The sequence below is a fragment of the Halopseudomonas sp. genome (genome assembly GCF_036961105.1).
In the GTDB taxonomy this organism is placed as follows: domain Bacteria; phylum Pseudomonadota; class Gammaproteobacteria; order Pseudomonadales; family Pseudomonadaceae; genus Halopseudomonas.
The window spans coordinates 486,989-501,501 of record NZ_JBALWW010000001.1; the positions used below are offsets into that span (position 1 = coordinate 486,989).

General features: G+C 60.9%; 11 protein-coding genes. 8 read left to right on the plus strand and 3 right to left on the minus strand.

The genetic code is table 11. From position 1 onward, the window contains the following. The first annotated feature begins 2 nt into the window (after positions 1–2). From V7756_RS02220 to der, 6 genes are all read left to right on the plus strand, one after another. Complete coding sequence (locus tag V7756_RS02220; protein ID WP_335608526.1) at positions 3–1,013, plus strand: RodZ domain-containing protein; 1,011 nt, start codon at positions 3–5, stop codon at positions 1,011–1,013. A gap of 14 nt (positions 1,014–1,027) precedes the next feature. Continuing rightward, positions 1,028–2,140 carry a flavodoxin-dependent (E)-4-hydroxy-3-methylbut-2-enyl-diphosphate synthase gene (gene ispG, locus V7756_RS02225; RefSeq protein ID WP_335608527.1) on the plus strand — a complete coding sequence of 371 codons (1,113 nt, stop codon included), beginning with the start codon at positions 1,028–1,030 and terminating at the stop codon, positions 2,138–2,140. Between the two features lie 25 nt (positions 2,141–2,165). Continuing rightward, positions 2,166–3,443: a histidine--tRNA ligase gene (gene hisS / locus V7756_RS02230; RefSeq protein ID WP_335608528.1), complete on the plus strand. Its 1,278-nt coding sequence runs from the start codon at positions 2,166–2,168 to the stop codon at positions 3,441–3,443. A gap of 40 nt (positions 3,444–3,483) precedes the next feature. Then, positions 3,484–4,128, plus strand: a complete 645-nt coding sequence (locus V7756_RS02235) for a YfgM family protein (protein ID WP_335608529.1) — start codon at positions 3,484–3,486, stop codon at positions 4,126–4,128. Positions 4,129–4,133: 5 nt separating this feature from the next. Next, on the plus strand, positions 4,134–5,273 hold the full coding sequence (gene bamB, locus V7756_RS02240; protein ID WP_442908940.1) for an outer membrane protein assembly factor BamB: 1,140 nt from the start codon (positions 4,134–4,136) through the stop codon (positions 5,271–5,273). A 91-nt stretch (positions 5,274–5,364) separates the two neighbouring features. Then, positions 5,365–6,798: a ribosome biogenesis GTPase Der gene (der, locus tag V7756_RS02245; RefSeq protein WP_335608531.1), complete on the plus strand. Its 1,434-nt coding sequence runs from the start codon at positions 5,365–5,367 to the stop codon at positions 6,796–6,798. Between the two features lie 111 nt (positions 6,799–6,909). Here the strand turns inward: der and leuA are convergent, their stop codons facing one another. The 3 genes from leuA to xseA all read right to left on the minus strand — a co-directional run bounded on the left by leuA (position 6,910) and on the right by xseA (position 11,055). Then, positions 6,910–8,580, minus strand: a complete 1,671-nt coding sequence (leuA, locus tag V7756_RS02250) for a 2-isopropylmalate synthase (RefSeq protein ID WP_335608532.1) — start codon at positions 8,578–8,580, stop codon at positions 6,910–6,912. A gap of 268 nt (positions 8,581–8,848) precedes the next feature. Further along, positions 8,849–9,676, minus strand: a complete 828-nt coding sequence (locus tag V7756_RS02255) for a peptidoglycan DD-metalloendopeptidase family protein (protein ID WP_335608533.1) — start codon at positions 9,674–9,676, stop codon at positions 8,849–8,851. A 2-nt stretch (positions 9,677–9,678) separates the two neighbouring features. Beyond that, a complete protein-coding gene (gene xseA / locus V7756_RS02260; protein ID WP_335608534.1) occupies positions 9,679–11,055 on the minus strand; it encodes an exodeoxyribonuclease VII large subunit in 1,377 nt (458 codons plus the stop codon). 136 nt (positions 11,056–11,191) lie between these two features. On the opposite strand from xseA, the gene guaB reads away from it, so the two are divergent. Both guaB and guaA read left to right on the plus strand, forming a co-directional pair. Then, on the plus strand, positions 11,192–12,661 hold the full coding sequence (gene guaB, locus V7756_RS02265; protein ID WP_335608535.1) for an IMP dehydrogenase: 1,470 nt from the start codon (positions 11,192–11,194) through the stop codon (positions 12,659–12,661). Between the two features lie 123 nt (positions 12,662–12,784). Next, positions 12,785–14,365, plus strand: a complete 1,581-nt coding sequence (gene guaA / locus V7756_RS02270; RefSeq protein ID WP_335608536.1) for a glutamine-hydrolyzing GMP synthase — start codon at positions 12,785–12,787, stop codon at positions 14,363–14,365. The last annotated feature ends 148 nt before the right edge of the window (positions 14,366–14,513 follow it).

Genomic DNA, 14,513 nt, shown 5'->3' on the forward strand with positions numbered 1-14,513 from the left:
CCATGAGTTCCGAATCTCATGAGGCACCTGCAGGCATGACCGAACAGCAACGCTTGAGCAATCCCGGCGAAACCCTGCGCGCTGCACGTACCGAGCGCAAGATGACACAGGTCGAAATCGCGCAGAACCTGAAAATTTCGGTAGCCGCTGTGGAAGGCATTGAAAACGGCTTTTACGACCGCCTGCCCGGTGACACCTTTGCGCGTGGCTACATTCGCAGCTACGCCCGCCTGGTCGGCCTCGACCCCAACCGGTTGGCCGTGGAATTCGATCGTTATCGTGGGATAGAAGTGCGCGAGCGCCCGGTCAGCGGCATCAGTCGTGTAGCCGAACCCCGGCGTAGCGGTAGCGGGGTGATGCGCTGGGTCGGTCTGCTGGTGTTGCTGGTGCTTATTGCTGGCTTGGTCTGGTGGTACGACAACCGCAGCGAAGAGGCTTCGCCAGCCGCTGTGCCGGGCGGGTCCCAAGAGGGTGGGCTGCTCGACGAGGTAGAAGTCGACGCGTTGACGCTGCCGCCTTCCATTGCCGAGCAGGCCGAAACATTAACCGATGAGCAGCTCGGTCTGCGTAGCGACGCAGACACTGTAGATGCTCAGACCGCAGCAGCAATCGCTACCGGCGAGACGGCTGGCGGTCAAGCGGTCGCCCCGGCGGAGGAGACCATTGAGAGCGCCGAGAGCGCCGATGGTGCACCTTCGACACCGACCTCACCCGTGACAGCAGAGACCGAGAGCACCCCGCCGGCTGCCCAAACAGCTGCAGCTTCTGCCGGTGCCACTCTGAGCATGAGCTTCAACGCCAATTGCTGGGTGCAGGTGAAGGCGGTGAATGGCGCGGTATTGCACAGCCGCCTGATGCAGCCGGGCGAGTCCATCACGCTGGACCACGACGGTGCTCTGGATCTGGTGATCGGCGATCGCAGTGCCGTGCAGTCCCTGCGTTACCGGGGTGAGCCAGTTACCTTGCCGCAACAGAGTCAGTCGGGCGTAGCTCGCCTGCGCCTGGGTCAGTAAGAGGTTATTCCGTTATGCATAATCATTCGCCGGTCAAGCGCCGCCTATCCCGGCAGATAAAAGTCGGTTCGGTACTGGTGGGAGGCGATGCTCCCATCTCCGTGCAGAGCATGACCAATACCGAAACCTGTGACGTCGCCGCCACCTTGGGCCAGATACAGCGCCTTGAAGCGGCAGGCGCTGACATAGTGCGCATCTCCATTCCCAGCATGGAAGCGGCCGAGGCCTTTGGCGAAATTCGCAAACAGACGCGCATGGCGCTGGTCGCCGATATCCATTTTGATTACAAGATCGCGCTGCGCGTGGCTGACCTGGGCGTTGATTGCCTGCGCATCAACCCGGGCAATATCGGCCGTGAAGATCGCGTCAAGGCGGTGGTCGACGCCGCGCGCCACAATGGCATACCGATCCGCATCGGCGTCAATGCCGGCTCGCTGGAGAAGGACCTGCAGAAGAAATACGGTGAGCCAACGCCGGCAGCGCTGGTTGAGTCGGCAATGCGCCATGTTGATCATCTGGACCGGCTCGACTTTCAGGACTTCAAGGTCAGCGTCAAGGCTTCCGATGTGTTCATGGCTGTGGGCGCCTACCGCCTGCTGGCGGAGCAGATCGAACAGCCGCTGCACCTGGGTATAACCGAGGCCGGTGGCCTGCGTTCGGGTACCGTCAAGTCGGCGGTGGGTCTGGGCATGCTCTTGGCTGAAGGGATTGGTGATACCATCCGCATCTCTCTGGCCGCTGACCCGGTCGAGGAAATCAAGGTAGGTTTCGATATCCTCAAATCTCTGCACCTGCGCTCGCGCGGCATCAATTTCATTGCCTGCCCCAGCTGTTCGCGGCAGAACTTTGATGTAATCAAGACCATGAACGAGCTGGAGAGCCGACTGGACGACGTGCTGACGCCGCTCGATGTGGCAGTGATCGGTTGTGTGGTCAATGGGCCGGGCGAGGCCAAGGAGGCAGATATCGGCCTGACGGGTGGCTCGCCAAACAACCTTATTTACCAGGATGGCAAGCCGGACCAGAAGGTGGACAACGCCGAACTGGTGGACCGGCTGGAAAAAATGATTCGCGACAAGATTGCCGCCAAGCAGGCGCTGGACGCCAATACCATCGTCCGCGGCTGAGGCGACAATTGAAAGGAAAGATGCTTTGAAAACCCTGCAAGCCGTGCGCGGCATGAACGATATTCTGCCCGCCGACAGCGCGCTCTGGCAGCACTTTGAACGGACCGTGGCCGATCTGCTTGGCAGCTACGGCTATCAGCAGATTCGCCTGCCCATTGTCGAGCCGACCGAGCTGTTCAAACGCTCGATTGGTGAGGTCACCGACATTGTCGAGAAGGAGATGTACACCTTCGAGGACCGCAACGGCGACTCCCTGACCCTGCGTCCGGAAGGCACTGCCGGCTGCGTGCGCGCCATGTTGCAACACGGCCTGCTGGGCAGCAGTACTGGGCAGAAAGTGTGGTACACCGGGCCCATGTTTCGCCATGAACGCCCGCAGAAAGGTCGCTATCGTCAGTTTCACCAGGTAGGTGTAGAGACGTTCAACCTGACTGGTCCGGATATCGACGCCGAATTGATCGCGCTGTCCTGGCGCCTGTGGCAGCGCCTGGGTATCGATGGGGCGGTCAAGCTCGAGCTCAATAGCCTGGGCACCAGCGCCGATCGGGCCCGCTACCGCGATGATCTGGTGACCTATCTCAACGCCCGTTTCGAGCAGCTTGATGAAGATAGTCAGCGACGCCTGTCCAGTAACCCACTGCGGATACTCGACAGCAAGAATCCCGAGACCCAGGCACTGTTGGTGGGCGCGCCCAAACTGGCGGATTATCTGAACGACGAGGCGCGCTCGCACTTTGCCGAGCTGCGTGCCCTGCTGGACGCCGTGGGCATTCCCTACGAAATCAATCCGCGGTTGGTGCGCGGGCTGGACTACTACGGGCTGACGGTGTTCGAATGGGTGACCGACCAGCTTGGTGCCCAGGGCACGGTTTGTGCTGGTGGTCGCTACGATGGTCTGGTGGAGCAGCTGGGGGGCAAGCCGGCCCCTGCAGTGGGTTTTGCCATGGGCATCGAGCGCCTGCTGCTGCTGATCGAGACGCTGGACAAGGTACCCGCTGAACTGGCCCGTCAGGTTGATGTCTATCTCGTCACTCTTGGCGAGGCTGCCGTGACTGCGGGGCTGCGGCTGGCCGAGCAGTTGCGTGATGCCTTGCCCGGACTGCGGCTGGTGGTGCATGCCGGCGGCGGCAGTTTCAAGAGTCAGTTCAAGAAGGCCGACAAGTCCGGCGCGCTCTACGCGCTGGTGCTGGGTGAGAACGAAGTGGCGCAGCAGCAGATCGGCTTGAAGCCGCTGCGCACCGAAGCAGAACAGGAAAATCTGGGTTGGCAGGAATTGCCGGCCCGGCTTGCACAGATTATCTGAGCGACAAACGTATCGCTTGTTGAAGGCTAAGGAGTGAAGGGTGGCTTACGAGACAGAAGAAGAACAGGTAGAGAAGCTCAAGGATATGTGGCGTCGACATGGCGCACCCTTGCTGACCGGTGTAGCCATCGCACTGGCCGGGGTCTTTGGCTGGAACGCCTGGACCAATTATCAGGATACTCAGGCGCGCAACGCTTCGACCCTTTATCAGTCGATGCTGGAGTCGGTGCTGGCCAGTGATTCTGAAGCTTCCCGTGCCCGCGCAGCCGAATTGGCGGCGCAGCTGCGCGAAGAGTATGCCAGCACCCGCTACGCCGATTTCGCCGCGCTCATGCAGGCGCGCCTGGCAGTGGAAGCCAAGGATTTTCCGGTAGCCGAGCAAAGCCTGCGGGAAGTCATCGATGGTAGCCAGGACAGCGCACTGCAAGAAGTCGCGCGGCAGCGTCTGGCTCGCGTATTGGCCCAGCAGGAACGTGCGGAAGAGGCTCTGGAGCTGTTTTCCGCTCCGATTGAGGGCGCCGAACTGCGTGCCTCGCGCGAGGAGATCCGGGGCGATCTGCTGCTCAGCCTGAACCGTGATGATGAAGCGCGCGAGGCTTACAAAACAGCGCAGGAAGCATTGGAGGACGCCTCGACGCGGCCCCAATTGCAACTCAAGCTGGATGATCTGGCGGAGGAAGTCTAGTGAACTTGAAGTCTCGTTATGTTGCCCTGGCTCTGGCCGCACTGGTTGCTGCCGGCTGCGGCAGTAACAGTAAGAAGGAATTACCCCCGGCTGAACTACAGAAGTTCGATTCCGAGGTGAGTCTTGAGCGCGTCTGGAAGCGCAACATAGGCAATGGGCAAGGCAAGCTGTTCAACAACCTTACCCCGGCGATGGACGGCCTGACGCTCTATGCGGCTGACGCCAAGGGACGTGTGGTTGCGCTGGATCGCGAAGATGGCTCGGTCAAGTGGCAGGTCAAGCTGGATGAGCCGCTATCAGGTGCTGTCGGCGCCGGTGGTGGACGCGTGATGGTTGGCACCCTGGATGGCCAGGTCATAGTGCTGAACGATGCCGATGGTACTGAAGAGTGGCGCAAGTCGGTCACCAGCGAAGTACTGGCGCCGCCGCAGACCAATGGCGATGTAGTGGTAGTGCAGACCCAGGACGACAAGCTTGTGGCCCTGGATATCAGCAGCGGCGACCAGCGCTGGATTTACGAATCCAGCCTTCCGGTGCTGACCGTACGCGGTCATAGCACGCCGGTGGTCAACTTGCGTCAAGTATTCGCCGGCCTGGCCAGTGGCAAGGTTGTGGCGCTGGCTGCGGACAGCGGGATTCCCATGTGGGAGCAGCGCATCGCTCAGCCGCAGGGTCGTTCCGAGCTGGAGCGCATGGTGGATATCGACGGTGAGTTGCTGCTGGCCGATGACAAGCTGTATGTCGGTTCATTTCAAGGCAACCTCGCCGTGCTGGACGCGCAGTCTGGCCGGCCTTTGTGGCAGCACCCGGCTTCTACTTACGTGGCGCCCGGTGTTGGATTCGGCAGCGTATACGTAAGCGAAGCCAACGGCACAGTTGAAGCCTTTGACGACGGCAGCGCCAGCGAGCTCTGGAGCAATGACAGCCTGGCGCGTCGCCAACTGACAGCCCCCGTGGCCATCAGCAGTTATGTGGCGGTGGGCGACTTTGAAGGTTACTTGCATCTGCTGGCCCAGACCGATGGCCGTCTTGTAGGTCGCGTCAAGGTCGACGGCGATGGTCTGCGGGCACAGCCGATTGCGCTGGGTGATACCCTGTACGTGTTCGGCAACAGCGGCGACCTGGTGGCCTACAAGTTGCAGTAAACCGAAACAGGTTATACTTTCCCGGCCGCTGCGCTCGATTGCGCAGCGGCCGTTTTGTTTTCTTGGCACGCCAGGCGTGCGCGGAGTGATCATGGTTCCTGTTATCGCCCTCGTGGGGCGGCCGAACGTCGGCAAATCCACGCTGTTCAATCGTCTGACCAAAAGTCGTGACGCCATTGTGGCCGACGTGTCGGGTCTGACCCGCGATCGCCAGTACGGCGAAGCGGTGTGGCAGGGCAAACCCTATATTGTGGTCGATACCGGTGGTATCACTGGCGAAGAGGAAGGCCTCGACATGATCATGGCCGGGCAGTCGCTGCAGGCCATTGAAGAGGCCGACGCGGTGCTTTTCCTGGTCGACGCGCGCGCGGGCCGCACCGCAGGCGATGAGTTGATTGCCGAACATCTGCGCAAGCGCAACAAGCACACCTATCTGATCGCCAACAAGATTGACGGTGCTGATCCGGATGCGATCCTGGGCGAGTTTTCCAAGCTTGGTCTGGGTGCGCCTCTGGGGGTTTCAGCTTCGCATGGACGCAACATCAATCCGATGCTGGACGCCGTGCTGAATGATGAGGTCTGGGACAAGGTAGCCACCGACGAAGACGGCGTGCCGTTAGTCGTTGAAGCGATAGGCACCAAGATAGCCATAATCGGTCGCCCGAACGTGGGCAAGTCGACCCTGGTCAACCGCATGCTGGGTGAAGACCGGGTGGTGGTATTCGATCAGGCCGGTACCACGCGCGACAGCATCTATATTCCCTACGAGCGCCACGACAAGCCCTATACGCTGATCGATACCGCCGGGGTGCGGCGTCGCGGCAAGGTATTCGAGGCGATCGAGAAGTTCTCGGTGATCAAGACCCTGCAGGCCATTCAGGACGCCAACGTGGTGATCTTTGTGGTCGATGCCCGTGAAGGCATCGTCGAGCAGGATCTGCACCTGCTGGGCTTTGTGCTCGAAGCCGGGCGCGCGCTAGTGATTGCCGTGAACAAGTGGGACGGCATGGCCAACGAGGAGAAGGAGTTCGTCAAGACTGAACTGCAGCGCCGGTTGATCTTCGCCCAGTTTGCCGACCTGCACTTTATCTCGGCATTGCATGGCAGTGGCGTGGGTCTACTCTACAAGTCAGTAGACAAGGCGTTTGAAAGCGCCATGACCAAGATTCCTACGCGGCGCATGACCGAAATTCTTGAAGATGCGGTTACCGAGCATCAGCCACCGATGGTGAACGGTCGTCGCATCAAGCTACGTTATGCGCATCTGGGTGGCTCGAACCCGCCGATCATCATCGTGCACGGCAATCAGGTGGATTCGGTGCCGCGCTCCTATACCCGCTATCTCGAGAATACCTACCGCAAGGTACTCAAGCTGGCCGGCACGCCGATTCGCGTCGAGTACAAGGGTGGTGACAACCCCTACTCGGAAGTGAAGAACAAGCTGACCGAACGTCAGGTCAACAAGAAGCGCCGCCTGATGAGCCACAACAAGAAGTCGAAGAAGAAGAGCAAGGACAGGCGCTGAGCCTTAGGCCATTTGCACTTGTGATTGCACTTGTGAAAGACACACAAAAAAGCCAGCGAGCATGCTGGCTTTTTTGTGTCTGCGGCCTGCCTGTCGTTGGCAGGGCAGAACTCAGGCGGCGCGCGCCTCGGCCTGGCGCAGGGCGCGGTTGAGGGCGCTGAACAGGGCGCGGAAGCTCGCTGTGGTCAGGTTCTCGTCGATGCCGATGCCGTGCAGCGGACGACCGTTGTCGAGGCGAATCTCAATGTAGGCAGCGGCCTTGGCGTTGCTGCCGGAACCGATTGCGTGCTCGTGGTAATCCATGATTTCCACCTTCACCGGCAAACCGGCGACCAGCGCTTCCAGCGGTCCCTTGCCGAGTCCGCGCCAGTGCAGGGTCTCGCCCTTGTTGAGCACTTCCACATCCACGGCGCTGGTGCCGTTTTCTTCCTGCAAACGGTGACGAATCAGCGCGTAGGGGCTGGTGGCCTGCACATACTCGCGTTCCAGCAGGCCATGAATCTGCGCAGCGCTCAGCTCCAGGCCGAGGCGGTCGGTTTCACCCTGCACCACCTGGCTGAACTCGATCTGCATGCGCCGCGGCAGGCTGATGCCGTATTCCTGCTCCAGCAGATAGGCAATGCCGCCCTTGCCGGACTGGCTGTTGACGCGAATCACCGCCTCGTAGCTGCGGCCGATGTCGGCGGGATCAATCGGCAGGTAGGGCACTTCCCAGACGCCTTCGCTCTGCTGCACGGCAAAGCCCTTGCGGATGGCATCCTGGTGCGATCCGGAGAAGGCGGTATGCACCAGATCACCGACATAGGGATGGCGTGGATGCACCGGCAGCTGATTGCATTCCTCGACTACCTTGCGCACGGCATCAATGTCGGAGAAATCCAGGCCCGGGTTGATGCCCTGGGTGTAGAGATTCAGCGCCAGGTTGACCAGATCGACGTTGCCGGTGCGCTCGCCGTTGCCGAACAGGCAGCCCTCGACGCGGTCGGCACCGGCCAACAGACCCAGCTCGGTAGCAGCTACGCCGGTGCCACGGTCGTTGTGGGTATGCAGGCTGACCAGCACGCTGTCGCGGCGGCTGATGTGGCGGCAGAACCACTCGATCTGATCGGCATAGATATTGGGGGTCGAGACCTCAACCGTAGCCGGCAGATTGAGAATCACCTTGTTGTCGGGCGTTGGCTGCCACACATCCAGCACGGCGTCGCAAACCTGTACAGCGAAGTCCAGCTCGGTGGAGGTGAAAATCTCCGGCGAGTACTGGAAAGTCCACTGGGTATCCGGCTGTTTGGCGGCCAGCTCCTTGATCAGCTTGGCGGCGTTCACCGCGATATCGGTGACGCCCTGCTTGTCCTGCTTGAAGACGATGCGGCGGAAGCTGGGCGCGGTGGCATTGTAGACGTGAACGATGGCCTTCTTGGCGCCGCGCACGGACTCGAAGGTGCGCTCGATCAGATCGGCGCGCGCCTGGGTGAGCACCTGAATGGTAACGTCATCCGGAATGTGCCCATCCTCGATCAGGCTGCGCACGAAGTCGAAATCCGTCTGCGAGGCGGAAGGAAAGGCCACCTCGATCTGCTTCATGCCAATAGCGACCAGGGTCTTGAAGAAGCGCAGCTTGCGTACCGGGTCCATGGGTTCGATCAGCGACTGGTTGCCATCGCGCAGATCCGAGCTGCACCACAGGGGCACTTCGGTGATGGTTCTGGACGGCCACTGACGGTCCGGAATATCAATCGGCTGAAAGGCGCGATATTTGCTGGAGGGGTCGTTGAGCATGCTCATGGTTGTATTCCCTTGCTGCCTGATCTCTCGTGAAGACAGGTTGTTAATATTGGACGTTTGTTGCAGTAAAGGTAATGACTGCGCATCGTCATTTCAATAGAGAATATATATTTGGCACAAACTCGCGTAAGGAGCGCTTTATGCGCATTTTGTGCTGCATCCTTGCGGCTTTTTGCGAGTGTTTTGCGCAAAACGCCAGGGTAGCAGGGGAGGAGTAATCGCAGGTGCGTCGAAACTGGGTGTAGACAGCGACAGCAGCGCGCAGGCTTCAGGGCTGGAATGCGCCAATGAAGATCGCCGGATCGACGCGATGGCCATTCAGGCTGACGTTCCAGTGCAGGTGTGGGCCGGTGGCTCGACCGGTAGCGCCAACTGCGCCCAGCACCCCACCGCGCGCCACTTCATCGCCTGCTTTTACGTCAATGCGCGAAAGGTGGCAGAACATGCTGATCAGCCCCTGACCGTGGTCAACGAAAACGGTATTACCATTGAAGAAGTAGTTGCCGGTCAGAATCACCTCGCCGGCCGCAGGTGCCTTGATGGGTGTGCCTGCGGCAGCGGCGAAATCCAGACCCGAGTGCGGATTACGCTCCTCGCCATTGAAAAAGCGGCGCAGACCGAAGGCGCTGGACAGCCGCCCTGGCACCGGATGATCCAGCATCAGATTGCTCGGCTGGCGCGGGCTGAAGCGGGCGTAGGCGGCCAACTGTTCGTCCAGCTCACGCTGTATGCGCGCCAGTTGCGCCGGCGCGGGATTCACCTGGCTCTTGTTGCGCAAGGTAATGTGCTGTTGCTCATAGTCCTTGCCGCGTACCTGAAAGGTGATCTGCTGGCCGTTGCCCAGTTGCAGCTGTTGCGCACCGGGCGGGGTTTTCAGGTCAATGCCGACAATCGCAATCCAGCGCTCGCCATCTTCGCGAATGATCAGCACCGGCTTGCCATCGTACTGCGCGCGTGGCGCCTCGGTCTGCTGCGGCAGGCCGACCACAGCGACGCCGCCGGGAACCGGGTGGTTCAGCAGTCGGGTTATGAAACCATCGGCGTGCGCGCCAAGGCTGAAAATCCCCAGCAGCACGCTCAGCAGCAGTTTGCGCATTATCAATCCAGTAATGAAAGAGTGTAGGGCGCGCCGGTCTCTACCCGCAGCGACACGTCGCCATCGTGCAGCCTGGCCTTGAGCTGCTGCCCTGGGCTGGTTTCTTTGGCACTGCGAACGGCCTTGCCCTGTTCATCCAGCAGAATGCTGTAGCCGCGGCCCAGGGTTGCCAGAGGGCTGACCAGGTGCAAGGTTTGCCCGGCCTGTTCAAGCCGGCTGCGCTGCAGTCGCAGCACCTGCTGCATAGCGCGGGGCAGGCGCTGGTCGAGCTGCTGTAGCTGCTCGCGCGACTGCGCCAGGCGGCGCCCAGGGTGTTGCGTCTGCAGGCGGGTGCGCAGGTGTGCCAGGGTTTGCTGCTGCTGCGTCAGGCGCTGCTGCAGGCTGCGACGCATGCGAATCTCCAGTTCATCCAGGCGTTGCGCCTGCTGAGCCAAGCGTTCCCCCGGGTGGCGCAAGCGCTGACGCAGGTGCGCCAATTGCAAGCCAGCGCGTGCCAGGCGCTCGCGCACACGCTGCACCAGGCGCCGTTCCAACTGCTCGACCTGGCGCAGCAAGGCCTGCGCGTCGGGGCTCAGCAATTCGGCAGCAGCCGACGGCGTGGGCGCGCGTACGTCGGCCACAAAATCGCTGATGGATACGTCGGTTTCATGGCCTACCGCGCTGATAATCGGCGTCTTGCAGCCGGCCACTGCGCGCGCCACCATCTCTTCGTTGAACGGCCAGAGGTCTTCCAGCGAGCCGCCACCCCGGCTGATGATCAAAGCATCAAACCCGCCGCGGTCGGCCAGTTCAAGCGCGCGCACCAGCTGTGGCGCAGCTTCTCTACCCTGTACGGCGGAGGGCACAATCACCAGCTCGATAAAGGGCGCGCGGCGCTGAAATACGCTGATGATGTCGCGCACCGCCGCGCCGCTGGGCGAGGTAATCACGCCGATGCGGCGCGGATGCGCTGGCAGCGGGCGCTTCAGGCCTTGCTCGAACAGGCCTTCGGCCAGCAGTTTTGCTTTAAGTGCCTCAAAGGCCTGGCGCAGTGCGCCGTCGCCTGCAGGCTCTATGCTGTCGACGATCAACTGGTAGTCGCCGCGGCCCTCATACAGGCTCACGCGGCCGCGTGCACGCACCTGCAGGCCATCCTTCATTGCCAGCTTCAGGCGCGCGGCATGCTGACGAAAGCAGGCACAGCGTATCTGGGCTTTATCGTCCTTCAGGCTGAAATACAGATGGCCGGAGGAGGGGCGGGCGAGATTGGATAGCTCGCCTTCAACCCAGATACGCGGGAACACGTCTTCCAGCAATTGGCGGGCACGGGCGTTGAGCTGGCTGACGCTGAGCACGTCACGCTCGGCACCGAGCTGTTTGAACAGGGCATCGTCATTCATGCGGGCATTCTAGTGCATTCGCTGCCGCCAGGGGCAGGCGCAAAGTAAATTCGCTTTGCCGCATCATTGTAATTGAGTGCAAGCCCCTCGATAGGTATAATGGCGCGCTTCCATTTTCCCGCTCGGGAGCCCTGCCATGCTGCGTATTAGCCAAGAAGCCCTTACCTTTGACGATGTTCTGCTGGTGCCCGGATACTCCGAGGTGCTGCCGAAAGACGTCAGCCTCAAGACCCGGCTAACCCGGCGTATTGAACTGAATATCCCCTTGCTGTCCGCCGCCATGGACACCGTCACCGAAGCCCGTTTGGCCATTGCCATGGCGCAGGAAGGTGGCATGGGCATCATTCATAAGAATATGACCATCGAGCAGCAGGCGCTTGAGGTACGCAAGGTCAAGAAGTTCGAGTCCGGTGTAGTCAAGGACCCGATCACCATCGACGCCAGTGCCACCGTCGGCGATCTGGTTGAACTGACTCGTCAGAACAACATCTCCGGTGTGCCTGTACTCTCCGGCGGCGATCTGGTCGGCATTGTTACTGCCCGGGATATTCGCTTCGAGACGCGCATGAACGCGTTGATCAGCGATGTGATGACGCCCAAGGAAAAGCTGGTCACCGTGAAGGAAGGGGTGAGCGCTGCCGAGGTTCGCGAGTTGCTGCATCGCCACCGCATCGAGAAGGTGCTGATCGTGGATGACGCCTTCCACCTCAAAGGCATGATGACCGTCAAGGATATCGAGAAGGCCAAGGCCTATCCCTACGCCGCCAAGGACGACCAGGGTCGGCTGCTGGTCGGTGCCGCGGTGGGTACTGGCCCGGAAACCCCGGCTCGTGTTGAAGCTCTGGCAGCGGCCGGCGTTGACGTGATCATCGTTGATACCGCACACGGCCATTCCAGGGGCGTGCTGGATCGCGTCACCTGGGTCAAGCAGACCTTCCCCGACATCCAGGTTGTGGGCGGTAATATCGCCACTGCTGCGGCGGCCACGGCGCTGGTGGAAGCCGGTGCAGATGCCGTCAAGGTGGGCATCGGTCCCGGCTCCATCTGCACTACGCGTATCGTCGCGGGTGTGGGCGTGCCGCAAATCTCCGCGATTGCCGATGTGGCTGCCGCGCTCAAGGACACCGGCGTGCCGCTGATTGCCGACGGCGGCATCCGCTTCTCCGGCGACCTGTCCAAGGCGATTGCTGCCGGCGCCTCTGTGGTAATGATGGGCTCCATGTTTGCCGGTACCGAAGAGGCACCGGGCGAGGTCGAGCTGTTCCAGGGGCGGTCGTACAAGGCGTATCGCGGCATGGGCTCAATGGGTGCCATGGCGCAGAGCCAGGGGTCTTCGGATCGCTACTTCCAGGATTCCAGCGCCGGGGCCGAAAAGCTGGTGCCTGAAGGTATTGAAGGCCGCGTCCCTTACAAGGGCTCACTGTCGGCCATCATTCACCAACTGATGGGCGGCTTGCGTGCTTCCATGGGTTACACCGGTGCCGGTAATATCGAAGAGATGCGCACCAAGCCGGAGTTTGTGCGTATTACTGGAGCCGGTATGAGTGAGTCGCACGTGCATGATGTGCAGATCACCAAGGAAGCGCCGAACTACCGTATTGGTTGAGTTTGTTTCGCTGAAGGCTTGGAGCTGAAGGTTGGATAGCGCGTTCTGGTGCCGCACCCGAACGTATTGTCCGGCCTTCAGCTTTCGAATTTCAGCCCTATGTCATTTTCCTGAGGAAAGCCCATGGCCCTGCACGACATTCACGCGCATCGCATTCTGATTCTTGATTTCGGCTCCCAGTACACACAGCTGATTGCGCGCCGCGTACGCGAGATCGGCGTGTATTGCGAGATTCGCGCCTGGGATATGACCGAGGCAGAAATCCGTGAGTTCGCTCCCAAGGGGATTATCCTCGCCGGCGGCCCGGAGTCAGTCACGCAGGAAGGTTCGCCCCGTGCGCCGCAAGTGGTGTTCGAGCTGGGCCTGCCTGTACTGGGTATCTGCTACGGCATGCAGACCATGGCTGAACAGCTGGGCGGCAAGGTCCAGGGTTCCGACAAGCAGGAGTTCGGCTACGCTCGCGTTGATCTGTTGGCCCAGGGCGACTTCCTCAAGGGCATCGAGGATGCGGTCAGCGCCGACGGCGTGTTCGGTCTGGACGTGTGGATGAGCCATGGCGACAAGGTCATCAGCCTGCCCGATGGCTTCCATATTCTGGCCAGCACGCCAAGCTGCCCGATCGCTGCCATGGGCGACGAAAGCCGTCATTTCTATGGCGTGCAGTTCCACCCGGAAGTCACCCACACCAAGCAGGGCCAGCGGATTCTATCGCGCTTCATTCTTGAGCTCTGCGGTTGCGAGGCACTGTGGACGCCGTCCAACATTGTGGAAGATGCCATTGCCACCGTGCGCGAGCAGGTGGGTGACGCCAAGGTGTTGCTGGGCCTCTCTGGCGGGGTGGACTCCTCCGTGGTTGCCGCGCTGCTGCATGAAGCCATCGGCGATCAGCTGACCTGCGTGTTCGTCGACAACGGCCTGCTACGCTTGCACGAAGGCGAGCAGGTCATGGCCATGTTCGCCGAGAACATGGGTGTGAAAGTGGTACGTGCCGACGCTGAAGACAAGTTCCTCTCACGCCTGCTGGGCGTGACCGACCCGGAAGAGAAGCGCAAGATCATCGGCCGTACCTTTATCGAAGTCTTCGATGAAGAAGCCACCAAGCTGCAGGGCATCAAGTTCCTCGCGCAGGGCACCATCTACCCGGACGTGATCGAATCTGCGGGTGCCAAGACCGGCAAGGCGCACGTGATCAAGTCGCACCACAATGTCGGCGGCCTGCCGGACGACATGCAGTTCGAGTTGGTCGAGCCACTGCGTGAACTGTTCAAGGATGAGGTGCGCAAGATCGGTCTGGAGCTGGGCCTGCCTTACGACATGGTCTACCGTCATCCCTTCCCGGGTCCGGGTCTGGGCGTGCGTATCCTGGCAGAAGTGCGCAAGGAGTACGCCGAGATCCTGCGCCGCGCCGATCATATCTTCATCGAAGAATTGCGCCGCGCCGATCTGTATCAGAAAACCAGCCAGGCCTTTGCCGTCTTCCTGCCGGTCAAGTCGGTGGGCGTCGTTGGTGATGGTCGCCGCTACGAGTGGGTTATTGCCCTGCGTGCGGTAGAAACCATCGACTTCATGACCGCCCGTTGGGCGCACCTGCCCTACGAGTTTCTGGAGCTGGTGTCCAACCGCATCATCAACGAAATCAGCGGCGTATCGCGGGTGACCTACGATATCTCCAGCAAGCCGCCAGCGACTATTGAGTGGGAATGAAATAGTTCAGCCGAGCAACCAAAGCCGCCCGGGGCCACCCCAGGCGGCTTTTTTTGTGCCTGAGTTTGGAAGCAGGGCGCACTGAGCATCGGCCGACGGCATTCATTCACTTGCTACAAGCAAAGCAGTAACTCAAGATAGGAATAGT

Excerpts from the sequence above, each read along its gene's own strand:
- V7756_RS02220 (WP_335608526.1), top strand. The coding sequence starts at position 3 with ATGAGTTCCGAATCTCATGAGGCACCTGCAGGCATGACCGAACAGCAA.
- ispG (WP_335608527.1), top strand. The coding sequence starts at position 1,028 with ATGCATAATCATTCGCCGGTCAAGCGCCGCCTATCCCGGCAGATAAAA.
- der (WP_335608531.1), top strand. The coding sequence starts at position 5,365 with ATGGTTCCTGTTATCGCCCTCGTGGGGCGGCCGAACGTCGGCAAATCC.
- leuA (WP_335608532.1), bottom strand. The coding sequence starts at position 8,580 with ATGAGCATGCTCAACGACCCCTCCAGCAAATATCGCGCCTTTCAGCCG.
- V7756_RS02255 (WP_335608533.1), bottom strand. The coding sequence starts at position 9,676 with ATGCGCAAACTGCTGCTGAGCGTGCTGCTGGGGATTTTCAGCCTTGGC.
- xseA (WP_335608534.1), bottom strand. The coding sequence starts at position 11,055 with ATGAATGACGATGCCCTGTTCAAACAGCTCGGTGCCGAGCGTGACGTG.
- guaB (WP_335608535.1), top strand. The coding sequence starts at position 11,192 with ATGCTGCGTATTAGCCAAGAAGCCCTTACCTTTGACGATGTTCTGCTG.
- guaA (WP_335608536.1), top strand. The coding sequence starts at position 12,785 with ATGGCCCTGCACGACATTCACGCGCATCGCATTCTGATTCTTGATTTC.